Below are 25,359 nucleotides of genomic sequence, written 5' to 3'. Positions count from 1 at the left end.
ATTACGAATCCAAATAATCGCTATACCAAAGACCACCAAGTGGCAGTCCTTCTGCAACCAAATTCCGAACAACCTCATCATCACTCGCCCGACGGATCGAAGAAAAACCGTGCTTACCTTTTTCCATTACCCAAACTTCATTAGGCATAAGCGCGTTGACAAAGTAGGGTTGATGGGTAGTCACAAACAGCTGAGAACTATTTCTTCGTCCCAACGCGTGTTCGCGAAATTCAGAGGCCAGCGAATCAAGAAGCTTGTGATATAGGCCGTTTTCAGGCTCCTCAATACATAGAAATGGCGGGGGCTCTGGATCTTCTAACAAAAGGAGATACGCAAAAATCTTCAGCGTACCGTCCGACATTTGCTGTGCGAAAAATGGATCTTTAAATCCTTGATCATTAAATCTCAATAATAAGCGTCCATCCTCGGTCTTATGGGTGTCAATTTTTCGTATCCCGGGGATTTTTAAAGAAATTCTGTTTAGAATTTCACGAAACAGTTTCGGATGCTCTCTTTCGAGAAATTGGACTACATTTCCCAGATTGTCGCCATGAACATTAAGGTGCCGTTGAGGCCCTGCCATAGGCAGACCCCTGGCTGCGTCCGGCGTGAAGTAACTGAGATGCCATCCCTCAATAAAACGACGAAATGCCGAAATTCTCGGATGCTGTTTTAGCGATCCGAGGGTTGCGATTCCAAGTCTGCGAGTATCATCTAGTTCGACAACTTCGGTTTCAGCGCGTTCTTCATCATTTTTCTCACGCTCAATTAAACCAAGAAGATCGTCTAGAGTGGTGTATTCCTGCTCTGATTCCTGAATACCTAAGGTTTCACCTTTCCAAGCGAGTCCACGCCCGTTGTTCAGTATCAGAAAAGAAAATGGCCAACCTGAAGATTGTCCTTTTCTTCTTTGTCTTAGGCGCTCACGTGCCACAAACGGTCGCCCGTGTCTGTCGATATCTATCGCAACCTCATATGTGATCGGGCGCGACTGGCTGTCTTCCTTATAATATATATTAAATTCTATAGGTTCGGCAACGCCTTGAGAGCGAATACGTTCAAAGCCTCCTCTCCCGCGAGCGTCACAAGCTTCCTCTACGCCCAATCTCAAACAATCAGACAAAAAGCCAAATGAATCAAATAAGGTGCTCTTTCCAACACCGTTCTTGCCTATAACTGCGGTCAATGGGCTTAATGGTTCTTGCTCTCGCTGATTCCAGAGCCTCCCCAAGGTTACATCGCGAAGCGCTCGATAGTTTCTGACTCTAAAACCTTCAATGCGTGCCACAGCACACCCTTTTGCTAAACCGCTGGCGGATAAAAAATTAAAGCAGCTATATTAGATTTGACGACGTGGCTCCGGTCAAGGCGTTTTAGATTCTTCATGGCAGGCCCGCAATGGAAAGGACTGGGCAGAAGGCTGTTCGATTCGGAGTCGCGCGTATAAGTACCACTCGCATAGATTGTTTTGGCCGAACTTCTGTTTTAGATGATCTCCATTCCGCTGATTCCTGTTTGAAAGCGTATCGAGTACGTTCGCGGCTAACCCTGTGCATTCCCCTGCAAAATGGAATAGGGTGCGGCTCTTCGTGAATCGAAATCAGGTTAGTTTCCATGTCCACGCTCGAACCCGTCCTTTCCCACCTAGACGCCAATCTCGATAAAAGCCTCGACCGGCTGTTCGAGCTTTTGAAGATCAAGTCGATTTCGACCGATCCCGCCTATAAGGCCGAGTGCCGCAAGGCGGCGGAGTGGCTGGTGAAGGATCTGGAATCCATCGGCTTTACAGCGAGCGTGCGCGAGACGCCGGGCCACCCCATGGTCGTCGCCCATCATGAAGGCGCTACATCAGATGCGCCGCACGCGCTCTTTTACGGCCATTACGATGTGCAGCCGGTCGATCCGCTGAACCTCTGGGAAAACGATCCGTTCGCGCCTGCGATCAAGGATGTAGGCGAGGGGCGCAAGATCATCACCGGGCGCGGCTCGTCCGACGACAAGGGCCAGCTGATGACTTTCGTGGAGGCCTGCCGCGCCTATAAGGCGGTGCATGGCAATCTCCCCTGCCGCATCACCATCCTTTTCGAGGGCGAGGAAGAATCCGGCTCGCCGTCACTGAAGCCGTTCCTCGAAGCGCATGCTGAGGAACTGAAAGCGGATTTCGCGCTGGTCTGCGACACCGGCATGTGGGATCCGGAGACGCCGGCCATCTCCGTCGGCTTACGCGGCTTGGTCGGCGAGGAAATCATCGTCAAGGCCGCCGACCGCGATCTCCATTCGGGCTTCTTCGGCGGTGCGGCGGCAAACCCGATCCATATCCTGACGCGCATCCTCGCCGATCTGCATGACGAGAACGGCCGCGTGACGCTGCCCGGTTTCTATGACGGCGTGGAGGAAACGCCGACGCAGATTCTGCAGATGTGGGAGGGCCTTGGCCGCACGGCGGAGAGCTTCCTCGGCCCCATCGGCCTTTCCATTCCTGCGGGCGAGAAGGGCCGCAGCGTTCTGGAACTGACTTGGGCGCGCCCCACGGCAGAAGTCAACGGCATCACCGGCGGCTATACCGGGGAGGGCTTCAAGACGGTGATCGCAGCTGAGGCCTCCGCAAAGGTCTCGTTCCGCCTCGTCCACAAGCAGGACCCCGAGAAGATCCGCGCCGCCTTCCGTGAATTCGTGCGCGCCCGCATTCCCGCCGACTGCTCGGTGGAGTTCCACCCGCATGGCGGCTCGCCGGCGATCCAGCTTGCCTATGATTCACCGATCCTTACCAAGGCCAAGGACGCGCTTTCCGACGAATGGCCGAAGCCGGCGGTGCTTATCGCCATGGGCGGCTCGATCCCGATCGTCGGCGACTTCCAGCGCATGCTCGGCATGGAATCGCTGCTCGTCGGCTTCGGGCTGGAAGATGACCGCATCCATTCGCCCAATGAGAAATATGAGCTGGACTCCTTCCACAAGGGCCAGCGCTCCTGGGCGCGCATCCTCGCCGCTTTGGCGCAGAAATAAGGGGGAGGGGACCGATGAGCATCCGTTTTCACAAGAACGATCTGCCCGATCTCTCCAACTATCAGGTCGACGCCGTCGCCATCGACACCGAGACGCTGGGTTTGAACCCGCATCGCGACCGGCTGTGCGTGGTGCAGATATCGCCCGGAGACGGCACCGCCGATGTGATCCAGATCGATCCCGGCCAGAAAAAGGCGCCCAATCTGGTGCGCCTCCTGAAAGACCGGTCGATCACCAAGATCTTCCATTATGGCCGCTTCGACCTGGCTGTGCTGGCACACACCTTCGGTGTCATGCCGCAGCCGGTGTTTTGCACCAAGATCGCCTCGCGCCTCACCCGCACCTATACGGATCGGCACGGGCTGAAGGATCTCTGCAACGAGCTTCTGGAGGTCACCATCTCCAAGCAGCAGCAATCCTCCGACTGGGCGGCGGAAGTGCTATCGCCCGCCCAGCTGGAGTATGCCGCCTCCGATGTCCTCTATCTCCACCGCCTCAAGAACGTGCTGGAGACGCGCCTCAAGCGCGACGGCCGTGAAAAGGAAGCCGAAGCCTGCTTCCGCTTCCTGCCGACCCGCGCCCGGCTCGACCTGATGGGATGGCCCGAAGAGGATATTTTTGCGCATAGCTGAGAAGTATCGCCAGTAACCCTCGTCCTTCGAGGTTCGCTTCGCGAGCGCCTCAGGATGAGGGTTAGTGGCGCGCAGTCTTCCTTCATCCTCATGGCGAGGTGCTCGCGAAGCGAGCCTCGAAGGACGAGGATGAAGGGTACAAGATTTGCTATTCCGCCGCCACGGCCGCCGCCTTCCCTGCCGGTGCCTTGTCGATCATCGCCCATTGCGGGCGGCGGAACAGGAAGTGGCCATAGCCGCTCCATTGTACCAGCGCGTAGAGAATGACCGGGCCGATGACGCCCGAGATGGTGGTGAGAAGCGAGATCGTGCCGATATCGGTGATGATGCCAGTCTTGAGCAGCACCGTCCGGGCCACTGCCATCGGCAGGAAGAAGGCGAGATACACGACGATCGAATGCGCCCCTAGCCAGCTCAGCGCCCGATGCAACAGGTTTCTCTCAGCCAGTAATGACAGAAGCGCCGATGTCGCCACGATGGCGAACGCACCGGCAAGACCAAGCAGCAGCGAGACGATAGGCAGTTCGCTCCATCCGCCCTGCGCCCCGGCCATGAACGCCTCGGGCGTCAGCAGATGTGCAAGCGCGGCGGGCGCGGGGGTGAACACCAGTCCATATTCGACGAGCGCCCAGGCCGCGAGCCCGGCAAGCCCCACGCGGGGACGCTGGCGCATCCATTCGGCGGCGCGGAAGATCGCCGGTGCGAAGGCATAGCCCGCATAAAAATAAACGAAACGCCCGCAGAATTCGTCGATCATCACCCAGCCCGTATGGATCGGCAGGCTTTCCAAGAGCGCCAGCGCGCCGAAGACGAGCCAGACCGGCAGCCGCTTCACCAATCGCGTGATGATGAAGAATACCGGGAGGATGTAGATGAACCACAGCGTGCCGAACGGTTCGACGAACGCCATCAGATAGGCCGAGATGACAGCATGCGCGCCGCCCTCGGCGGCGATTCCGGGTGCCTTGAAGAGGAACTGAATCGTGAGCCAAAGTATATAAAAGTAAAGAAAGTGAACGACCTTGCGGTCGATATAGCGCCGCCACGGGCGGTCGATGACCAGACTCAGGAATAGTCCTGAAATCAGGAAGAAGTCCGGCATCCGGAAAGGTTTGGCGAATGCGACGACATAATGCATCCAGCCTTCTGATTCGGCAGCCTTTTCGACACCTAATGTTGAATGCATCATCACCACGAAGATGATGCATATTCCCTTGGCTATATCGACCCAATCGACCCTTGTATTCATCGCTTTGCCCGCCATAAAGCATACTCTCTGTGTAGGAATTTTATTTATTTACATATACTTAAGGTGATTAATGCATATCAAAAAATTATCTGTTTAATCATTGGGTTATTAAAATATAATCTTTAAATTACTCTGTGCATTACTTCCAATGTGTCCTTGGCGCTACAGCGAGAATCAGGCCCGCCGGTTATAACGGCGTCATCGAAGACTGGAGAAACGCCATGAAGATTATGCATTTCATCGCAGCTTCCGCAATCGTGCTTGGTGCGGCGACGTCCGCCAGGGCGGCGGACGCCGTTTACGAAGAGCCGACGCCGGAATACATGCCTCCGGTGTTCAGTTGGACCGGTGCCTATTTCGGCGGCCAGGTAGGCTATGGATGGGCCAAGTCTAAATTCAGCTCCTACGACGTCGATCTCGGTGACGAGAATGAAACATTGAAGTCCAAGGGCTTCATCGGCGGCGTCTTTGCCGGCTACAACTGGGAAGTCGGGGATGGTTTCCTCCTCGGCGCCGATGCGGACTTCAACTACGCAAGGGTGAAAAAGACGGACGAGTGGTTCGATGATGAGTATGGCTACGGAAGTGTGCAGACCAAGCTGGGATGGCTAGGTTCGGTTCGTGGCCGTGTCGGCTACGCGGTCGATCGCTTCCTGCCTTACATCGCGGGCGGTGTCGCCTTCGGCGAAGTCAAGCATAGCATTGAGGCCGCAATAGGCATCGACACCCCGGAGCGTTACTCGGCTGATTTCAAGAAGACACAGGTCGGCTGGACTGCAGGCGCCGGTGTTGATTACGCAGCCACCGACAACATCTTTCTTCGTCTCGAATACCGCTACACTGATTTGGGAGACAAAAATTACAGGATATCGGACGAATCTTCCTTTAAAACAGACTTCAAGATGCACGAAGTCCGTGTCGGTATCGCCTATAAATTCTAATTGGCATGCGCTCGTCAATCCTAAGCCCCGCGTTGTCGCGGGGTTTATTTGTGCCATTTTATTTGGATAATTATAATATTAGTTAAATATAATTATCGCATTTACAATTAATTAATGATTAATTCCTCATACTTTTTGAAATAAAGCAAAAATATACAGATAAAATATATTGATTTTAGGCGAGCGTGTCTTTCTAGTTACATACAATGCTTGATAGGCATGTATATAGATTCGACATAGACTTGGTTTTGGCCTCACGAAGACTGGAGAAAAAACTATGAAGGTTATGCATTTGATCCTGGCCTCCGCGATAGCGCTTGGCGCCGCGACCTCCGCGAGGGCGGCGGATATGATCCCGCAGGAGCCCGCGCCGCCGGAAGCAGCGCTGCCTCCGTCATTCTCCTGGACCGGTGCTTATATCGGCGCGCAGGCCGGCTATGCATGGGCCAATTCCAGGGATGAATTTGAAGCAGGCACCGATATCTATTCCCACAAGCTGAAGCCATCCGGCTGGCTTGGCGGCGTCTACGGCGGCTATAATTTTGACGCCGGGAATGGCTTCGTCCTCGGCGCGGAAGCCGACATTGTCTATGCCGGCGTCAAGAAGGACGATACTTTCCGCCCCATCAGCATGCCCCTCGATGCGAGCTTTACGCATGAAGCCAGGATGCGCTGGGAAGGTGCCGTACGAGGCCGCGTCGGCTATGCGGTGGATCGTTTCCTGCCCTATTTTGCCGGTGGTTTTGCCTTCGGCAAGGTCGAGCACGATATCTCGCGCACAGGACTGGAGACATTCGAAAAGAAGCAGACCCGGACCGGCTGGACTGTCGGCGGTGGTGTCGATTACGCAGCCACGGATAATATCCTTCTGCGCCTCGAATACCGCTATGTGGATCTCGGCAAGGAGAAATTCGATTTTGCCGACAGCGAATTCGAGAGCAAATTCAAGTCGCATGAGGTGCGGATCGGCGTCGCCTACAAGTTCTGATCGCCCGTTCCAGCTATCGAAGCAAAGCCCCGCGTTCATCGCGGGGCTATAATTCATCGGCGCGCTATAAGCGTGGATAGTGCAGGATATGGCCCGCTAAATTTAAAGCGTGAACTGATCGCCGAGATAGAAGCGCCGCACGTCGGGATTGTCGACGATTTCCGCCGGCCGGCCATGGGTAAGCACCTGCCCGGCATGAATGATATAGGCCCGGTCGATGAGGCCCAGCGTCTCGCGTACATTGTGGTCAGTGATGAGCACACCGATGCCGCGGCTCGTCAGATGCCGCACCAATTGCTGGATATCGGACACGGCGATCGGGTCGACGCCCGCGAACGGCTCGTCCAGCAGCATGAAGTTTGGCCGCGAGGCAAGGGCGCGGGCGATCTCCAGCCGCCGGCGCTCGCCGCCCGAAAGCGAAAGGGCAGGCGCCTTGCGCAAATGAGCGATGTGGAATTCTTCGAGCAGCGCGTCCAACTCCTGGGCGCGCTTCCGCTTGTCTTTCTCCACCACTTCGAGCACGGCCTTGATGTTGTTTTCCACCGAAAGGCCGCGGAAGATCGAGGCCTCCTGCGGCAGATAGCCGATGCCGAGCCGCGACCGGCGGTACATCGGCATGTTGGTAACGTCGAAGCCGTCGATCTCGATGCTGCCGCTGTCCGCGGGCACCAGGCCCGTCACCATATAGAAACAGGTGGTCTTGCCCGCGCCATTGGGCCCCAGAATGCCCACCGCTTCACCAGCCCTGACGCCGAAGGAAACGCCGTTGACGACCTGCCTGCCGCGATAGCTCTTCGTCAGGCCGCGTGCGACGAGCGTTCCCTTGAGGCGCGCTATATCGCCCGTGGGGCCGGTGCGGGGCGCCTCAAAAATATCGGCTGCCGGTGCGGCGGAGGGCGGTACCCCTTCGTCGCCTTCAACCCTGGTGCGCGAGAAAACTGGCAAAACTGACACTATCGACTCTGACTGCTCGGGCTTGGGGCATGATCCCGAAAAGTTGCTGACTTCCAGGTAGGATCATGCGGAAAACAACTAGTTTCGTTTCGCGCTGGCGGCTTGACTCTGCTCCTGCGCGTTTTTCGGCGAAAGGATGATCGACACCCGGCCCTCCTGGCCCTTGCAGCTTTCGAGGAAAGCCTTGCCGGTGCCGGTATTGGCAGTCAGCTTGCAGCCGGTCGCGACATTGTCGCCATCCGAAAGCACCACCTTCTTGCCCGTCAGTGTCATGGTCTGCGACTTGGCGTCATAGGTGCCCGCATCGCCGGTGGCAATCTGCGTGCCCGACTTGAGATACACCTTGCCGCTGACTTCAAGGTGATCGATGCCGGCGGCGCCCAGGCCACCCGCTTGCGCGGATGCTGCGCTCTTGCCGCCCGATTTGCCTTGCTTGTCGTCGGATTTGTTGAAAAAAACCGTCATTTTGCCGGACTTGAGCACCGTCTCGCCCTGCACGACGGAGACATTGCCGGTGAAGATGGCCATGCCGTCCTGGTCGCGCATCTCCAGCTTGTCTGCATTGATCTGAACGGGATCCTTGCTGTCCGAGAGATTGAGACTGCCGAAGGGAGCGCCCTGCTGCTGCTGTTGCTGCTGCTGGGCAAGTGCCGGAAACGAAACCGACGCCGCCGTGGCGAAAAGCGCCATGACCGCTCCAACAGGGAGAAGTTTCAAACGGAAGTGATCTAGTGCCATCAATCTGCGCTGCATTCCCATATCCCCTAAAAAGAAACCGGCAGCGCCGATGTTCGCTCTTTAAGCCGCGTTGCCCTCAGCCGTCATTCCCCGTAGCTGAAACAACACTCTTTTGCTCTTTCGCCGGGTCGATGACAAGCTTTACCTTGTTTTCGAACACCATCACCTTGCCATTATCGCGTATCTGCATCTTGTCAGCCGAGATATGCGCATTGCCGTTCTCAATATCAACGGGCTGATCGGTGGTGATCTGTCCGCTTGAAATGTTGACATCAGCCGATTTCAGCTTCGCCTTCAGCCCGCCGGTCGTTGTAACCGTAAAATCCTTATCGAGTTGCAAACGCGCGTTTGCATTATCGTAGACGCCGGATTTCGCCTCGATGGTGGCGCGCTGGTCCGCGCCGAGGGGCAGCTCCGCATCTATATTCTCAAGGCTGATCACGCCGGTTTTGGAAACGTCCTGGATCGCCTTGGAGGCCGTCATCGTATAAGGACGGTTATCCTTGGTGAACCCGTCGAGCGTCGGGTTGGTCATGACAAGCTTGCCGTCCTGAATGTTCGTCGCTCCGGCCTCCACTTTGATGGGCCCGGAGGGAGCGGCAAAGAAGGTGAACCACGAGAAGACGCCTGCAATGGCGACGGCGGCGATGGGTAACACGGTCTTCAACAGCCGAACGCGGCCGGAATGGCGCTGCGCCGCATGGAAGACCGCGGCGTTCTTCTCGGACGCGCCGAAATCCATCATCCGGGCACCTGTGCCGCTTCTCGGGGCCGGGGCAGGTTCCGCCGCCCAGTTATAGCTGTTCTTTTGCGCGTTCATATGTTTCTGAATTCGTCTTGTTGCTCGACCTTGGGCCTTAGAGCGGTCCCTTGCTCAGTCAATATGGTTATTTTGGGATAGAATAACAAATATAGCTAACCGATTCTTGTCTTTGGCTCCAAATGGCAGGCAATTCTTCATGATTTCCTGCAACCGTTTGTTTCCGGAATCCGTTTATAGCAGCCGCGGCTCGGGGTAACAACGACTAGGAATAAAATCATGGCACAATCCGCTGAGGAAATCATCGACCGGCGCCGGTTGCGGCGCAAGCTCACTTTCTGGCGGGTCGTGGCCCTGCTTGTTGCGGCGCTGGGCGTCGGGGCGCTGGCCTGGTCCACGGGCGAGTTCGACGGGCGCAACGAGCCGCATATCGCCCAGGTGAAGATCGAAGGGCCGATCCAGGAAGACAGCGAGCTGCTCGAGCGGCTCAAGAAGATCGCCGAAAGCGACGCGGTCAAGGGCGTGATCGTCACGGTGGACTCGCCGGGAGGCACGACCGCCGGCGGCGAATCGATTTTCGACGCCCTGCGCAAGATCGCGGAGAAAAAGCCCGTCGTCTCCCAGGTCGGCACGCTCGCCGCCTCCGCCGGCTATATGATCGCCAGCGCCGCCGACCATATCGTGGCGCGAAAAACCTCCATCGTCGGCTCCATCGGCGTTCTGTTCCAATATCCTGATGTGACGCAGCTTCTGAACAAGCTCGGCGTCAAGGTCGAGACGATCAAGTCCACCCCGCTGAAGGCCGAACCGAATCCCTTCACGCCCGCCAGCGAGCAAGCGAAGGCCATGATCCGCAATGTCATCATGGACTCCTATCAGTGGTTTATCGATCTGGTCCAAAGCCGCCGCCCGCTCGACCATGCGCAGGCCGTGGCTCTTGCCGACGGAGCCGTCTATACCGGTCGCCAGGCGCTGGAGAAGAAGCTCGTCGACCAGCTGGGCGGCGAAGACGAGGCAATCGACTGGCTGAAAACCAAGGGTGTGGACCAGAATCTAAAGGTCATCGAATGGAAAAAGAAGGGTTCGGAAGGCTTCTTCTTCTCGCATTCCGCCGCCCGGCTCATCGCCCGCGTGCTGGGGCTTCCCGAAGACAGCGGCAGCCTGCTGCGGGAGGTGGCCGGAGAGCACCTCTTCCAGCCCGGCCTCCTTTCGACCTGGCAGGTGGAGACGGCTCCGGCAAGCGGACAATAAGCTGTTGAATATCAAGGTTTCTGCGCATACTAATGTTGAAAGCAAGGTGAAAAGAGAGATCGACCGCCATGATCAAGTCCGAGCTTGTGCAGATCATCGCCAGCCGTAATCCGCATCTCTTTCAACGCGACGTGGAAAACATCGTCGGCGCTGTATTCGACGAAATCAGCAATGCGCTTGCCGACGGCAACCGCGTGGAACTGCGCGGCTTCGGTGCCTTCTCGGTAAAAAACCGCCCCGCCCGCAGCGGCCGAAATCCCCGCACCGGCGAGGCCGTGGAGGTCGAGGAAAAGTGGGTGCCGTTCTTCAAGACCGGCAAGGAGTTGCGCGACCGCCTGAACGCATCCACCGACAAATAAGGGCATTTTCCGCGGCCGGACGGAGATGCCTGAAAGCCCGCGGATGAAGCAGGAACAGTATGACAAACCGTTTCGTCACCATCATCATCCTCGTGCCGCTGGCGATCGTGCTCGTCGCGCTGTCGGTTGCCAATCGTGAGATGGTGACCCTGACGCTCGATCCCTTCAATCCCGGCAATCCCGCCCTCTCCTGGTCTGCGCCGCTCTTCGTCTGGCTGTTCGGCGCACTCATCGCCGGCCTCATTCTGGGAAGCGTCGCGACGTGGATAGGGCAGGGCAAGCACCGCAAGCGCGCCCGGGTGAACAAGGCAGAAGCGGACCGGTTGCGGCGGGAGGTAGGAGAGGCGGGTCCCGCTGGTCCCGTGTCTCCTACGCAATTGACCAATCAGCGCTGAGTGATTTACGGGAAACGTCGGCGCTCTACGTCGCCCCCCTCTGTCCTGCCGGACATCTCCCCCGCAAGGGGGGAGATTGGCTGGCGTCGATGACGGCGCCCATTCTGCAACGTCGGCGATTGGCGGCAGCGGTAATGGCGGCATAATCTCCCCCCTTGCGGGGGAGATGTCCGGCAGGACAGAGGGGGGCGCTGTCCYGCCGAGGTTTCAGATAGATAGAAAGCATCCCGGTTGAAAACACCGAAACGAAAAGACAAGCGGCAGCGGCCGGAAGGTGAGGCCGTGAAGAGCGTCCGCCCGCAGCGCGCCATGGAGGAGAGGCAGCCGCGTTCGGCGGCGGAGCCCGCGCGCCCGCGTATTCTCACGCGCCGCGATGGCAAGCGTCCGGACGAGAAGCTGCCGCTTATCCTCGAGACCGAGCCATCGGCGGATTATGCCCTGCTCGACAGCGGCAACGGGCAGAAGCTCGAGCAATACGGCCCCTACCGCATCGTACGCCCCGAGGGGCAGGCGATCTGGCAGCCGGCGTGGGAAGCGGCGGAATGGGCGAAGGCCGATGCCGTCTTTACCGGCAATACCGACGAAGAAGGCATGGGCCGCTGGCATTTTCCCCGTACGCCCTTGGGCGAAACCTGGCCCATGGCCTATGACGGCATTCCGTTTCTAGGCCGCTTCACTTCCTTCCGCCATGTCGGCGTTTTCCCCGAACAGGCCTCGCACTGGTCCTATATGGACAGGCTCATCCGCGAAGCCGGACGCCCCGTGCGGGTTCTGAACCTCTTCGGCTATACCGGCCTTGCCTCGCTCGTGGCGGCACGGGCAGGCGCGGAGGTCACCCATGTCGATGCATCGAAGAAAGCCATCCTCTGGGCGCGGGAGAACCAGCAAATGGCTGGCCTGTCGGACAAGCCGATCCGCTGGATCTGCGACGACGCGGTCAAGTTCGCCGCCCGCGAGGAGCGCCGCGACAGCCGCTACGATATCATCCTGCTCGACCCACCCGCCTATGGCCGTGGGCCGAATGGCGAGGTCTGGCAATTGTTCGACGATCTGCCTGCCATGGTCGATCTCTGCCGCTCGATCCTGACGCCGAATCCGCTCGCCGTAGTGCTGACCGCCTATTCGATCCGCGCCTCCTTCTTCGCCATTCACGAGCTGATGCGCGAGGCCTTCACCGGGCTCGGCGGAAGAGTGGAATCGGGCGAACTCATCCTGCGCGAGCGCTCCGCCGGGCGCGCGCTTTCCACATCGCTTTTCAGCCGCTGGGTGGCGTGAATGACCGGTCACGACGATTTTCCGAAATCAGGCAAGGTGAAAGAAGTCACCAGCCTGACCAACCCGATCATCAAAGATCTGCGCGCGCTGTCGGTGAAGAAATTTCGCGATCAGCAGGGCGTGTTTCTCGCAGAAGGGCTTAAACTCGTCATCGACGCGCTCGACCTCGGCTGGCGCATCCGCACACTGGTTTTCGCCAAGTCCGGCAAGGGCAACAGCCTTGTCGAACAGGTCGCCGCGCGCACCGTCGCCAAGGGTGGGCTGGTGCTGGAGGTGAGCGAAAAGGTCATCTCGGCCATCACAAGACGCGACAATCCGCAAATGGTCGTGGGCTGTTTCGAGCAGAAATACCAGCCGCTCGGAAGCCTCAGGCCGCAGGGGAACGACGTCTATATCGCGCTCGACCGGGTGCGCGACCCGGGCAATCTCGGCACCATCATCCGCACCGCTGACGCGGCGGGGGCGAAGGGCGTGATCCTCATCGGCGACACCACCGATCCGTTCTCTATCGAGACGGTACGGGCGACGATGGGCTCCGTCTTCGCCATGCCGCTTTACCGCGCGAGCGAGACGGAGTTCCTCGCCTGGCGCAAGGGTTTTCGCGGCCTCGTCGTCGGCACGCATCTGAAGGGCGCGGTCGATTACCGCCGCATCCCCTATGCCGGCAAGCCGGTGATCTTGATGATGGGTAATGAGCAGCAGGGTCTTCCCGAAAGCCTCGCTTCGGCCTGCGACCGTCTCGCCCGCATTCCCCAGGCCGGACGCGCGGATTCGCTCAATCTCGCCATCGCCACCGGCGTGATGCTTTTCGAGATTCGGCGCGAGGCGCTTGTGCTTGACGAAAGGGCGGAGGGAAAATGAGCCGGAAATCCATGGTTCTGAATGTTTTCGTGGTGGCCCTCGCCGTCCTTCTCGACCAGCTGGTCAAATATTGGGTCGAAGCGGGCATGGATTATCACCAGCAGATCGACCTTCTGCCCTTCCTTGCCCTGTTCCGGACCCATAATGACGGCATCGCCTTTTCCATGCTGTCCTCGATGGGCGACACCGGCCTCATCGCCATGACGCTGCTGGTCGTCGCCTTCGTGCTTTATCTGTGGTGGACGAGCGGCCCGGAAAAGCGCCTCGCCCGCTTCGGCTTCGCGCTCATTGTCGGCGGCGCGCTGGGAAACCTCATCGACCGCAGCCTGCATGGCTATGTCATCGACTATGTGCTGTTCCACACTCCCACATGGTCCTTCGCCGTCTTCAACCTCGCCGATACGTTTATCACTATCGGCGCCGGACTCATCATCCTCGATGAGCTCATCGGCTGGAAAAGCAACGCGCGAAATTAGCCTGCGGGTTCCGTCATTCTCGGGCTTGTCCCGAGAATCTACCTTGCGGCCATCTGTCGGGACGGTAACAGCTTATCTCGTTCTTATGGCAGATTCTCGGGACAAGCCCGAGAATGACGGCAGGACTGGGAGCATCGTGCTGCGAAATCTCCGGCCTAAGCTACGATAATCTTAAAATTCGACACTTCTGGTAAACCGGGTCTGAACGGCTTGCTGATAAGGCAAGGCCATGAGCATCGCCGGGCCCTCAATCCGCAGCCCCCTCGCCGCCAGCCGCCGCTCGCGCGTCCGGCGAGGGCTGGCTGCGTCCGGCGGCGCGGCCGCCAAAATCGCCGAGCTGGAAGCCCGCCTTCACGAGGCCGAAGAGGGGAGCCAGGCGAAATCGCGTCTTCTCGCTACGGTCAGCCATGAGCTGCGCACGCCGCTCAACGGCATGATCGGAATGGCGAAGCTTCTGGCGGGAACGGGCCTTACGCCGGAGCAGCGTGCCTATACCGATGCGGTGCTGCAATCCGGCGATGCGCTTCTGCAACTGATCGAAGATCTTCTCGATGTCTCGAAGATCGAGGCCGGCCATTTCGAGCCCCATTCGGTGGAGACGGCGATTACCCCGCTCTGCGAGCAGGTGGTCGAGCTTCTGGCCCCTCGCGCCTATGCCAAGGGGATCGGTCTTGGCTGCCATGTGTCGGCGCAGGTGCCGGCAAGGCTCAAGCTTGACGAAGCGCGGGTCCGGCAGGTGCTCCTCAATCTCATCGGCAACGCGATCAAGTTCACCCGTGTGGGCGGTGTACTCCTCGACGTCACGAGGGATGGCGAAACGCTCGTTTTCAGCGTCGTTGATAGCGGCCCCGGCCTCAAGCCCGGCGACCGGGAGCGCATTTTCCGGGCGTTCGAACAGGCCGACGAAACGCGCGACGGGACAGGGCTGGGGCTGGCGATCTCGCAGGGGATAGCCGCGGCCATGGGCGGCGCCATCACCGTCGAGAGCCAATGGCGGAAAGGCTGCCGCTTCACCTTCACCCTGCCGATTGCCGGGATGCCGCCTTCGGAACCGCTCCGCCCGCTGCTCAACCGCACATACCTCATCCTCGCTACCAACAGGCATGAGGCGGAAGCTCTCGCGCTGACGCTGCGCGGGGAGGGCGCGGAGGTGTTCATTGCCCATGACGACGCCACCGCCCGGCAGATGGAGCGGACAAGGCGCTTCGATGCCAGCCTTGCCGATACGGCCTTTATGGACACTCTGTCCTCGCTGCCGCGCCCGCAAACGAACCGGAAGCATATTATCCTGCTTAAACCGGATGAGAAGGGCGATCTGCCCGCCATCATGGGGCGGGGCTTCGATGCTTTTCTCGTGCGCCCGGTGCGTTCGGCGAGCCTTCTGCGCATTCTCACAGCCGAATTGACGGAACCCTTATGGAAGGCCATCCGGGTGCCCCCGATGGCCGCGCCGGAAACGCCGCCGCTTCGCGTGCTTGTCGCTGATGACAATGAAATCAACCTGCAACTCGCCCAGGCGGTTCTTTCGCGGGCCGGGCATACGGTGTCGACCGTGGCCGATGGCGCAAGGGCGGTAGAAGCCTTTCGCGAGGCAAGGCAGGACGGCGGTTTCGACATCCTGCTCATGGACTTGCATATGCCGCATATGGATGGAGAGGCAGCGCTCGCTGCGATTCGCAGGATCGAGGCAGCCGGTGCCATGCCTTCGGTTCCCGTTCTGGTGCTGACCGCCGATGACCGCCCCGAGACGCGCGCAAGGTTGATGAAGCTCGGCGCGACCGGTTTCATCGCCAAGCCGGTGGACCCGGCGGTGCTTTCTCGCGAAATCGTGAAACATACCGCGCGCGATATGCTGGAGACAGGCTAGGATAATAGCCTAACCTATTGAATCTGCGAAGCGGACGGACACAAAGCCATATTCACGACACCTTGTTGTCATCGTGATGTAGCAGTCTTCCGATATCGTTGATTCAACGTCGAAGCGGCTTGCTGTAATTCTATCGGAACTGCGCCGAATACAGCTCGCTCATTCGATTTTTCTTTTTCTGCTTCACCTTCTCTTTGGAAAATGGTGAAATAAACACACTGGGAGAAGACCGTCATGAGCGCATTGCTTGGAATTTCCCGGCAAATGATTAAAGATGCAGGCATGTCGAGCATCGAGGCACACACGGCTCTTTTCACCCCGCCAGATAACGCCAGCGTCCTGGGGCGCATGGGTTCGCTGGAGGTCAGGCTTGCCCAGACGGCAGCGGAAATCGCCGCCGCGCAGGAACTGCGGTTCAAGATATTCTTCGAGGGCCATGGCGCGAAGCATGAAAGCGCGGCGGCGTTGGAAGAGCGCGATGCGGACCGGTTCGATGCGACCTGCGATCATCTCCTCGTCTACGACACCGCCATCGCCGAGCCGGAGCACCGGCAGATCGTCGGCACCTACCGGCTGATGCGCGGCGAGAAGGCGCGTGAAGCCCATGGCTTCTATTCCGCCGGGGAATATGATGTGGACCGGCTGACGCTGGCCAAGCCCGATTTGAATTTCCTCGAGCTTGGGCGCTCCTGCGTCAAGCCGGAATACCGCTCCAAGCGGACGGTGGAATTGCTTTGGCAGGGCATCTGGGCCTATTGCCGCCGCCATCGCATCGACGTGATGTTCGGCTGCGCCTCGTTCTCAGGAACGATCCCTGCCGCCCATGCGCTGGCCCTGTCGTTCCTTCATCACAATTGCCGCGCCACCGCGGAATGGGACGTGCGCGCGCTGCCGCAGCATTACCATCCGATGGACCTGATGCCGCTGGAGGCGATCAACCCAAAGGTCGCGCTCTTCTCCATGCCCCCGCTCATCAAGGGTTACTTACGCCTCGGCGCGATGATCGGCGACGGCGCGGTAGTGGACCATGCCTTCGGCAGCACGGATGTGTTCATCATCCTGCCGGTATCGCACATATCGAGCCGGTATATTACCTACTATGGGGCGGAAGCGGACCGGTTTATGTAAAACGCGACGCCCTTCCTTCCCCCTTGCGGGGAAGGTGCCTGCGTCAGCGGGCGGATGGGGGTGGTGACGTTTGCGCTTTTGCTGACGACCGTAGCGCAAGCGTCACCACCCCCACCCGCCCCTTCGGGCCACCCTCCCCGCAAGAGGGAGGGAACGGGCTAGTTCTTCACCGCCAACCCCTTCAGCCTATATAGCGCATCCATCGCCTCGCGCGGCGTCATCTCATCCGGATTGAGCGCCAGCACGGCTTCCAGCAGCGCGTCATTACCTTTCTGCGGTTTCGGCGGCTCGCGCTTCACTTCCACCGAGAACAGCGGCAGGTCGTCGATCAGCTTTTCCGCCCTGCCTGAGGTCTCGCCCGCTTCGAGCTGATGCAGCACGTCGCGCGCTCTCTCGACCACTGCCTCCGGCAGCCCGGCGAGTCGGGCAACCTGCACGCCATAGGAACGGTCGGCGGCGCCTTTTGCGACCTCGTGCAGGAACACCACGTCGCCATCCCACTCCTTGACGCGCATGGTGACGTTGGCAAGCCGGGAGAGCTTTTCCGACAGCGCCGTCATCTCGTGGAAATGGGTGGCGAACAACGCGCGGCAGCGGTTCTTTTCGTGCAGATATTCGACTGACGCCCAGGCGATCGACAGCCCGTCAAAGGTCGCGGTGCCGCGGCCGATCTCATCGAGAATGACGAGCGAGCGCTCGCCCGCCTGATTGAGGATGGCAGCGGTCTCGACCATTTCCACCATGAAGGTGGAGCGCCCGCGCGCCAGATCGTCCGATGCGCCGACGCGGCTGAAGAGCCGGTCCACCACGCCGATATGCGCCGCTCCCGCCGGGACGAAGGAGCCCATCTGCGCGAGGATGGCGATGAGCGCGTTTTGCCGCAAAAACGTCGATTTACCGCCCATATTGGGGCCGGTCAAAAGCCAGATCGCGCCATGTTTCGCACCGCTTTGCGGAGAAAGATCGCAATCATTGGCGACGAACGGATTGGCCGCCTGGCGGCGCAGCGCCTGCTCGACGACCGGATGCCGCCCGGCAACGATGTTGAAGGCGAGGCTGTTATCGACCATCGGGCGGCAATAGCCCTGCTCCTCGGCAAGGCATGCCAACGCGGCGGAAACGTCGAGCACCGCCAGCGCCGCAGCCCCCGCGCGGATCGCTTCCGCATGGGCGACGGTTTCGGCGATCAATTCATCGAAAATGCCAAGCTCGATCGCCAGCGCGCGGTCGGCGGCATTGGCGATTTTCGTTTCCAGTTCCGCTAGTTCCGTGGTCGTGAAGCGCATCGCGCTCGCCATGGTCTGGCGATGGATGAACCGGCCCTTGGCTTCCGCGCTGCCGGTCATGGTTTCCTGATGGCTGGCGGGCACCTCGATGAAATAGCCAAGCACATTGTTGTGCTTGATCTTCAGCGATTTGATGCCCGTCTCGTCCATATAGCGGGCCTGCAACCCGGCGATGATCCGCCGCGACTGGTCGCGCAAATCCCGCATTTCGTCGAGTTCGGCATTGTATCCTGCCCGCACGAAGCCGCCGTCACGCTTGAGCAAGGGCAGTTCGTCGCCAAGCGAACGGTCGAGATGCCCGGCATAATCCCATGGCAGGCGGGCGATGGCTTCACAGGCTTCCGCGACTTCTGCAGGCAACGGGCGGTTCGCGAAGAGTTGCGCGATGCCGCGCGCCGCTTCCAGCCCGCGCCGCAAGGCGTCGAGATCGCGCGGGCCGCCGCGCCCGACCGCAAGGCGTGAAAGCGCGCGCGGCATGTCCGGCACGCCCTTCAATTCTGCCCGCACGCCATCGGCCAGTTGCTGCTCGTGCAGGAAGAAGGCGACCGAGTCCTGCCGCCGTGCTATCTCCTCGGCATCGGTCAAAGGCGCGGTCAGCCGCTCGGCGAGTAGCCGCGCCCCGCCGCCCGTTACCGTGCGGTCGATGGCTTTCAAGAGGCTGCCGTCGCGCTGGCCCGAAAGCGTGCGCGTCAGCTCCAGATTGGCGCGGGTCGCCGGGTCGATGAAGAGCGAGGAGCCCTCCCGCTCGCGCTCGGGGCGCATCAAGGGCGGACGCTCGGATATCTGCGTCCTCTCGATATAGGCGATGGCGCCGGAGATGGCCGAAAGCTCGCCGCGCGAGAACTGGCCGAAGCCGTCGAGCGCCGCCACCGCGAAATAGCGCTTGATTCGCGCCTCTGCCGTGGCGCTGTCGAACAGGCTCGCCGGCTGCGGCGTCACCGCGCGGCCAATGACATCAAAAACGGAACGAAGTTCTGGATCGTGAAAAACCGGTTCCGCGACGATCAGCTCACGCGGATCGACGCGCATGATATCTGCGAGCAGCCGGCCGGCGGAAGTTTCCGAAACGCGAAAAGTGCCGGTGGAGATGTCGATCCAGGCGAGCGCCATGCTGCCTTCGTCCGCGCCGCGCACACGTCCCAGCGTCATCAGATAATTGGCCTCGGACGGATCGAGCAGCTTTTCCTCGGTAATCGTGCCGGGCGTGACGAGGCGGATGACATCGCGCCGCACCACCGATTTCGAGCCGCGCTTCTTCGCCTCCGCCGGGTCTTCCACCTGCTCGCAGACGGCGACGCGATAGCCCTTGGCGATCAGCTTCTGCAGATAGTCGTCGGCGGCATGGACGGGCACGCCGCACATCGGAATATCCTCGCCCAGATGCTTGCCGCGCCGGGTCAGCGTTATGCCGAGCGCCCGCGAGGCTTCCACGGCGTCGTTGAAGAACAATTCGTAGAAATCGCCCATGCGATAGAACAGCAGCGAATCCTCGTTCGCCGCCTTGATCTCGATATATTGCTCCATCATCGGCGTCAGGCGCACGCCCGCGTCGTAACTATCCGCGCCGGTCTCGGCGCCATCGGTGAATTGCGGCAGGTCGTTCAAAGTTCATTCCCGGTCGACTGGGGTGAAGATTCAGGTCAGGGCGAGGCGAAAATGGTGGCTTTCGAGAACCGGAGCGGAGTGTACTTTAGTACATGAGCACCGGAAGCGCAGAAAGACGCCATTTGCAGCCCGCCCTCACCTGAATCCTTGTTGCGCTGTTTACACACCGTCTGCCTAGCGGTATCGAACTTTTCTCCACAGAACAACATTAGCCGGAGGGAACATGCCCGTCGATACGTCCAATGCTGGGAGCCGCACCGCCCCCTCCGTTACCGAGCAGGAAGCGCTCGATTTCCACCGCCAGGGCCGTCCTGGCAAGCTGGAAATCAACCCGACCAAGCCCATGGCGACGCAGCGCGATCTGTCGCTCGCCTATTCGCCCGGTGTAGCGGTTCCCGTGAAGGCGATCGCGGAAGATGCCACCCGCGCCTATGATTACACCGCCAAGGGCAATCTCGTCGCGGTGATTTCCAACGGCACCGCGATCCTCGGCCTCGGCAATCTCGGCGCGTTGGCGTCGAAGCCTGTGATGGAAGGCAAGGCGGTGCTGTTCAAGCGCTTCGCCGATGTGGACTCCATCGATCTGGAAGTCGACACCACCGATATCGACGCCTTCGTCAATGCCGTGCGCTATCTCGGCCCCTCCTTCGGCGGCATCAATCTGGAGGATATCAAGGCCCCCGACTGCTTCATCATCGAAAGCCGCCTGCGCGAGCTTATGGACATTCCGGTGTTCCATGACGACCAGCATGGCACGGCGATCATCGCGGCGGCAGGGCTCATCAACGCGCTGCACCTGACTGGCCGCGACATGAAGACGACCAAGCTCGTCTGCAACGGCGCGGGTGCGGCGGGTATCGCCTGCATCGAGCTCGTCAAGGCGATGGGCTTTGCGCCCGAGAATGTCATCCTCTGCGACACCAAGGGTGTGGTCTACAAGGGCCGCGAGGAGGGCATGAACCAGTGGAAATCCGCCCATGCGGTGGAAACCTCGAAGCGCACGCTTGCCGAGGCCATGGACGGTGCGGATGTCTTCTTCGGTGTCTCCGCCAAGGGCGCGCTGACCGAGGACATGGTGCGCTCCATGGCACCGAACCCGATCATTTTCGCCATGGCCAATCCCGATCCCGAAATCACGCCGGAAGAGGTAGCGCGCATCCGCTCCGACGCGATCATGGCGACGGGCCGGTCGGACTATCCGAACCAGGTCAACAATGTGCTGGGCTTCCCCTATATCTTCCGCGGCGCGCTCGATGTGCGCGCCACCACCATCAACGAGGAGATGAAAGTCGCCGCCGCCAATGCACTGGCCGAATTGGCGCGTGAGGACGTGCCCGACGATGTCGCCGCCGCCTATCAAGGCAACCGCCCGCGCTTCGGTCCGAACTATATCATCCCCGTGCCGTTCGATCCGCGCCTCATCACGGCCATTCCGGTGGCGGTCGCAAAGGCGGCGATGGAAACGGGCGTCGCCGGCAAGCCCATCGCCAATCTGGAAGCCTATGCGCGCGAACTTTCCGCCCGCCGCGACCCCATCGCTTCCACCTTGCAGGGCATTTACGACCGCGTGCGCCGCCAGCCGAAGCGCATCGTCTTTGCCGAGGGCGAGGAAGAGCAGGTCATGCGCGCCGCCGTCTCCTATGCCAACCAGCGTCTTGGCACTGCGATCCTCTTGGGCCGCGAGGACCGTATTCGTGCAACGGCGGAAGCCGCCGGCGTCGATCTGGCCAAGGCGGGCATTGAGATCATCAATGCGCGGCTTTCCAGCCGCAACACGGTCTATGCCGATTATCTCTATGAACGGCTGCAGCGGAAGGGCTATCTCTTCCGCGATTGCCACCGCATCATCAACAATGACCGCAACCATTTCGCTGCCTGCATGGTCGCGCTGGGCGATGCCGACGGCATGGTGACAGGCGTCACCCGCAACTACGCCACCGGCCTCGAGGATGTCCGCCGCGTTATCGACGCCAAGCCGGGGCACAAGGTCATCGGCGTCTCCATCGCGCTTTGCCGTGGCCGCACGGTCTTCGTCGCCGACACGGCGGTCCACGAAATGCCCGACGCGGAGGAGCTAGCCGACATCGCCGAGGAGGCGGCAGGCATGGCGCGGCGCATGGGCTATGTGCCGCGCGTGGCGCTGCTTGCCTATTCCACCTTCGGCCATATGGGCGGAGAACGCTCGGTCCGCATCCAGGAGGCGATCAAGATCCTAGACAAGCGCCGCGTCGATTTCGAATATGACGGCGAGATGAGCGCGGATGTGGCCCTGAACCCGGCGCTGATGGAGCAATATCCTTTCATTCGCCTCTCCGGCCCGGCAAACGTCCTCGTCATGCCAGCCTTCCACTCCGCCTCCATCTCCACCAAGATGCTGCAGGAACTGGGCGGCTCGACCGTCATCGGCCCGTTGCTCGTCGGCCTCGACAAGCCGGTGCAGATCGTCTCGCTGGGGGCAAAGGATTCGGATATCGTCAACATGGCGGCGATTGCGGCTTATAACGCGACGACGTGAGAGACTGACGCCCTCCCTCCCCCTTGCGGGGAGGGTGGCCCGAAGGGTCGGGTGGGGGTGGTGACGTTTGCTCTAGGTTCGTCAGCACAAGCGCAAACGTCACCACCCCCATCCGCCCGCTAACGCGGGCACCTTCCCCGTAAGGGGGAAGGAGGTGCGTCGCGCTCCACACTTCCCCATACCAACCCAAGGGAAAACGCGCTATACGAGGCCTCCATCCATCGGACCCTCTTCATGAGTGCATCGGACCTGAAGCTTGTCGAGATCATCAACGCGAGGAGGCTGCGCGAGCAGCTGGATAGTCTCGCCCGGCAATATGAAAGTGGCCCGCAAAGACGCGCGCTGGTGCTCCAGACGCTGAAGGAGGCGCTTGCCGATGGACGCGCCACTGCCGAAGCGATGCTGATGAAGGATGGCGGCGGCCGGCGCTGCGCCATCCGGCTTTGCCATCTGATGGATGTCATCATCGAGACGCTCTACGATTTCGCTGTCACCCACGTCTATCCCGTCACTAATCCCTCCAAGGCCGAGCATATGTGTATTGCCGCCGTCGGCGGCTACGGGCGCGGCGCGCTGGCGCCGGGATCGGATATCGATCTTCTGTTTCTCCTGCCCTATAAGCAGACGCCCTGGGGCGAGCAGGTGGTGGAATATGTCCTTTACATGCTCTGGGATCTGGGCCTCAAGGTCGGCCACGCCACCCGCAATATCGACGAAACCATCCGCCTTTCGGGCGAGGACATGACCATCCGCACGGCGGTGCTCGAAGCGCGCTGCCTTTGCGGCAGTAAAGAGCTTTTCGACGAGATGGAGCGCCGTTTCGGCGAGGAGGTGGTCAAGGGCACCGCGCCGCAGTTCATCCAGGCCAAGCTTGCCGAGCGCGACGCCCGCCACCGCAAGACCGGCGAGACGCGCTATCTGGTCGAGCCAAACGTCAAGGAAGGCAAGGGCGGACAGCGCGACCTGCACACGCTGTTCTGGATCGCCAAATATTTCTACCGCGTCCGCACCAGCGAAGAACTGGTGACGGCGGGGGTGCTGTCGCGCGAGGAGCACAAGCTCTTCATGAAGGCGGAGGACTTTCTCTGGGCGGTGCGCTGCCACATGCATTTTTTGACCGGCAAGGCGGAGGAGCGGCTCTCCTTCGACATCCAGCGCGAGATCGCCAGCCGCTTGGGCTATACCTCGCATCCTGGGCTTCACGATGTCGAACGCTTCATGAAGCACTATTTCCTCGTCGCCAAGGATGTCGGAGATTTGACGCGCATCATCTGCGCCGCGCTGGAGGAGGAGCAGGCCAAGCACGTCCCCGGCTTCAACCGCATCTTCCTCACCTTCTCCCGCCGCAAGCGCAAGCTCGCCGGGACGAAAGACTTCATCGCCGACAATCACCGCATCAATATCGCTGATGAGGGCGTGTTCGAGCGCGATCCCCTCAACATTATCAGGCTGTTTCATCTGGCTGATAGACACGGTCTGGAATTCCACCCCAAGGCGATGCAGCAGATCACCCGCTCGCTGAAGCTCATCAATGCGGATTTGCGCGAGAATCCGGAAGCCAACCGCCTGTTTCTGGAAGTGCTCACCTCGCCGCGCAATCCCGAACTCATTCTGCGGCGCATGAATGAGTCCGGCGTGCTGGGCAAATTCATTCCGGACTTCGGCAAGATCGTCGCGATGATGCAGTTCAACATGTATCACCACTATACGGTGGACGAGCACTTGCTGCGCTGCATCGCCATCCTCTCGGATATCGAGCATGGCGAGCTGGGGCAGGAGCATCCGCTTTCCAATTCGCTGATGCCGGCGCTGAAGAAGGACCGCCATCTCCTCTACATCGCGCTGCTCCTGCACGATATCGCCAAGGGCCGCCCGGAGGATCATTCCGTGGCAGGCGCGCGCATCGCCCGCAGGCTCTGCCCGCGCCTTGGGCTCTCGCCCGCCGAAACCGAGACGGTGGCATGGCTGGTGCAGGAGCACCTGACCATGAGCATGGTCGCGCAATCGCGGGACTTGAACGACCGCAAGACGATCGAGGATTTCGCCGCCACGGTGCAGACGCTCGAACGGCTGAAGCTCCTCTTGATCCTCACCGTCTGCGATATCAAGGCGGTCGGTCCCGGCGTCTGGAACGGCTGGAAGGGCCAGTTGCTGCGCACGCTCTTCTATGAAACCGAGCTTCTCCTCACCGGCGGCTTCTCCGAAGTCTCGCGCAAGAACCGCCTGGAGCAGACGCGAGGGGAACTGGCGGCGGCGCTGAGCCAATGGCCTGACGAGGAGCGTGAGAATTACCTCAACCTGCACTATCAGAACTATTTCCTGACGGTGAGCCTTGAGGATCAGCTCCGCCATGCCGATTTCATCCGCGAGGCCGATGCGGCGGGCAGGCAGCTTGCGACCATGGTCGAGCCGCGCGCCTTCGAAGCGGTGACGGAGATCACCGTGCTCTCCCCCGACCATCCGCGCCTTCTCTCTGTCATCGCCGGGGCTTGCGCGGCGGCGGGGGCGAATATCGTGGACGCGCAGATCTTCACCACCAGCGACGGGCGCGCGCTCGACACCATCCTCATCAACCGCGAATTCGAGACTGACGACGATGAGAAGCGGCGCGCGGTGCGGGTCGGCAAGCTGATCGAGGACGTGCTGTCGGGCCACTCTCATCTCCCCGACATGCTGGCCAAGCGCGTGAAGCCGAAGCGCGCCGCCAAAGCCTTTCGCGTCGAGCCGCGCGTGGAGATCGACAACAAGCTCTCGAACAAGTTTACGGTTATTGAAGTCGAAGGCCTTGACCGGCCCGGCCTTCTGTCCGAACTGACGGGGGTGATTTCCGGCCTCTCCCTCGACATCGCCTCGGCGCATATCACCACCTTCGGCGAGAAGGTGATCGACACCTTCTATGTCACCGATCTGGTGGGGCATAAGGTTTCCAACCCGGCGCGGCAGGGCAATATAAGGCGCAAGCTGCTCGCGCTTTTCGGCAAAGAAGAAGCCCATGCAAGAAGCCGCGCGCATCAGGCGGCGGAATAAGTGGTTTTTGTTTCGATGGAAGCGCTAGGCACAGAGCGGGGTGGTC

Annotated in this window: 20 protein-coding genes; 14 read left to right on the top strand and 6 right to left on the bottom strand. The window is 60.2% G+C overall.

Going from position 1 to position 25,359, the window contains the following annotated elements; genetic code table 11:
* Position 1: 1 nt before the first annotated feature.
* Positions 2-1,288: an AAA family ATPase gene (locus ACOWVG_RS04370; RefSeq protein ID WP_420960286.1), complete on the bottom strand. Its 1,287-nt coding sequence runs from the start codon at positions 1,286-1,288 to the stop codon at positions 2-4.
* Between the two features lie 326 nt (positions 1,289-1,614).
* Here ACOWVG_RS04370 and ACOWVG_RS04365 point away from each other — a divergent pair, with 326 nt between their 5' ends.
* On the top strand, positions 1,615-3,006 hold the full coding sequence (locus ACOWVG_RS04365) for a dipeptidase (protein ID WP_420960285.1): 1,392 nt from the start codon (positions 1,615-1,617) through the stop codon (positions 3,004-3,006).
* A gap of 14 nt (positions 3,007-3,020) precedes the next feature.
* Positions 3,021-3,638 (top strand): ribonuclease D, encoded by a 618-nt coding sequence (locus tag ACOWVG_RS04360; protein ID WP_420960284.1) that lies wholly within the window; start codon positions 3,021-3,023, stop codon positions 3,636-3,638.
* Positions 3,639-3,786: 148 nt separating this feature from the next.
* Here ACOWVG_RS04360 and ACOWVG_RS04355 read toward each other — a convergent pair whose 3' ends face one another.
* The gene (locus ACOWVG_RS04355; RefSeq protein WP_420960283.1) at positions 3,787-4,887 is read right to left on the bottom strand and encodes an acyltransferase family protein; all 1,101 of its coding nucleotides are present in this window, start codon (positions 4,885-4,887) and stop codon (positions 3,787-3,789) included.
* A gap of 221 nt (positions 4,888-5,108) precedes the next feature.
* On the opposite strand from ACOWVG_RS04355, the gene ACOWVG_RS04350 reads away from it, so the two are divergent.
* Positions 5,109-5,828, top strand: coding sequence for an outer membrane protein (locus ACOWVG_RS04350; protein ID WP_420960282.1), 720 nt, complete (start codon positions 5,109-5,111; stop codon positions 5,826-5,828).
* A 277-nt stretch (positions 5,829-6,105) separates the two neighbouring features.
* Positions 6,106-6,816, top strand: coding sequence for an outer membrane beta-barrel protein (locus tag ACOWVG_RS04345; protein ID WP_420960281.1), 711 nt, complete (start codon positions 6,106-6,108; stop codon positions 6,814-6,816).
* A 102-nt stretch (positions 6,817-6,918) separates the two neighbouring features.
* Here ACOWVG_RS04345 and lptB read toward each other — a convergent pair whose 3' ends face one another.
* From lptB to lptC, 3 genes are all read right to left on the bottom strand, one after another.
* Complete coding sequence (gene lptB, locus ACOWVG_RS04340) at positions 6,919-7,689, bottom strand: LPS export ABC transporter ATP-binding protein (RefSeq protein WP_420960775.1); 771 nt, start codon at positions 7,687-7,689, stop codon at positions 6,919-6,921.
* A gap of 159 nt (positions 7,690-7,848) precedes the next feature.
* Positions 7,849-8,508 carry an LptA/OstA family protein gene (locus ACOWVG_RS04335; protein WP_420960773.1) on the bottom strand — a complete coding sequence of 220 codons (660 nt, stop codon included), beginning with the start codon at positions 8,506-8,508 and terminating at the stop codon, positions 7,849-7,851.
* Positions 8,509-8,584: 76 nt separating this feature from the next.
* Entirely contained in the window at positions 8,585-9,328 is a 744-nt protein-coding gene (gene lptC / locus ACOWVG_RS04330; RefSeq protein WP_420960280.1) for an LPS export ABC transporter periplasmic protein LptC, read from the bottom strand.
* 219 nt (positions 9,329-9,547) lie between these two features.
* Here lptC and sppA point away from each other — a divergent pair, with 219 nt between their 5' ends.
* The 8 genes from sppA to ACOWVG_RS04290 all read left to right on the top strand — a co-directional run bounded on the left by sppA (position 9,548) and on the right by ACOWVG_RS04290 (position 16,880).
* Positions 9,548-10,519 (top strand): signal peptide peptidase SppA, encoded by a 972-nt coding sequence (gene sppA, locus ACOWVG_RS04325; RefSeq protein WP_420960279.1) that lies wholly within the window; start codon positions 9,548-9,550, stop codon positions 10,517-10,519.
* A 68-nt stretch (positions 10,520-10,587) separates the two neighbouring features.
* Positions 10,588-10,878, top strand: coding sequence for an integration host factor subunit beta (locus tag ACOWVG_RS04320; RefSeq protein WP_420960278.1), 291 nt, complete (start codon positions 10,588-10,590; stop codon positions 10,876-10,878).
* A 59-nt stretch (positions 10,879-10,937) separates the two neighbouring features.
* Positions 10,938-11,273 carry a lipopolysaccharide assembly protein LapA domain-containing protein gene (locus ACOWVG_RS04315; protein ID WP_420960277.1) on the top strand — a complete coding sequence of 112 codons (336 nt, stop codon included), beginning with the start codon at positions 10,938-10,940 and terminating at the stop codon, positions 11,271-11,273.
* Positions 11,274-11,504: 231 nt separating this feature from the next.
* Positions 11,505-12,548, top strand: a complete 1,044-nt coding sequence (locus ACOWVG_RS04310) for a class I SAM-dependent methyltransferase (protein WP_420960276.1) — start codon at positions 11,505-11,507, stop codon at positions 12,546-12,548.
* The gene (locus ACOWVG_RS04305) at positions 12,549-13,409 is read left to right on the top strand and encodes a TrmH family RNA methyltransferase (RefSeq protein WP_420960275.1); all 861 of its coding nucleotides are present in this window, start codon (positions 12,549-12,551) and stop codon (positions 13,407-13,409) included.
* A complete protein-coding gene (gene lspA, locus ACOWVG_RS04300; protein WP_420960274.1) occupies positions 13,406-13,885 on the top strand; it encodes a signal peptidase II in 480 nt (159 codons plus the stop codon). The genes ACOWVG_RS04305 and lspA overlap by 4 nt, the downstream gene beginning before the upstream one ends.
* 229 nt (positions 13,886-14,114) lie before the next feature.
* Entirely contained in the window at positions 14,115-15,752 is a 1,638-nt protein-coding gene (locus ACOWVG_RS04295) for an ATP-binding protein (protein WP_420960273.1), read from the top strand.
* Positions 15,753-15,986: 234 nt separating this feature from the next.
* Entirely contained in the window at positions 15,987-16,880 is an 894-nt protein-coding gene (locus ACOWVG_RS04290) for a GNAT family N-acetyltransferase (RefSeq protein ID WP_420960272.1), read from the top strand.
* A gap of 158 nt (positions 16,881-17,038) precedes the next feature.
* Here the strand turns inward: ACOWVG_RS04290 and mutS are convergent, their stop codons facing one another.
* Positions 17,039-19,693 carry a DNA mismatch repair protein MutS gene (mutS, locus tag ACOWVG_RS04285; RefSeq protein ID WP_420960772.1) on the bottom strand — a complete coding sequence of 885 codons (2,655 nt, stop codon included), beginning with the start codon at positions 19,691-19,693 and terminating at the stop codon, positions 17,039-17,041.
* Positions 19,694-19,994: 301 nt separating this feature from the next.
* Between mutS and ACOWVG_RS04280 the strand changes: the two genes are divergently transcribed.
* The gene (locus tag ACOWVG_RS04280) at positions 19,995-22,286 is read left to right on the top strand and encodes an NADP-dependent malic enzyme (protein ID WP_420960271.1); all 2,292 of its coding nucleotides are present in this window, start codon (positions 19,995-19,997) and stop codon (positions 22,284-22,286) included.
* Positions 22,287-22,520: 234 nt separating this feature from the next.
* Complete coding sequence (locus tag ACOWVG_RS04275) at positions 22,521-25,313, top strand: [protein-PII] uridylyltransferase (protein WP_420960270.1); 2,793 nt, start codon at positions 22,521-22,523, stop codon at positions 25,311-25,313.
* Positions 25,314-25,359: the final 46 nt, after the last annotated feature.

The organism is Brucella sp. IR073 (assembly GCF_049065735.1).
Lineage (GTDB): Bacteria > Pseudomonadota > Alphaproteobacteria > Rhizobiales > Rhizobiaceae > Paramesorhizobium.
The sequence above is the reverse complement of the archived record's forward strand: the minus strand, read 5'-3'. Positions and strand labels throughout refer to the sequence as shown.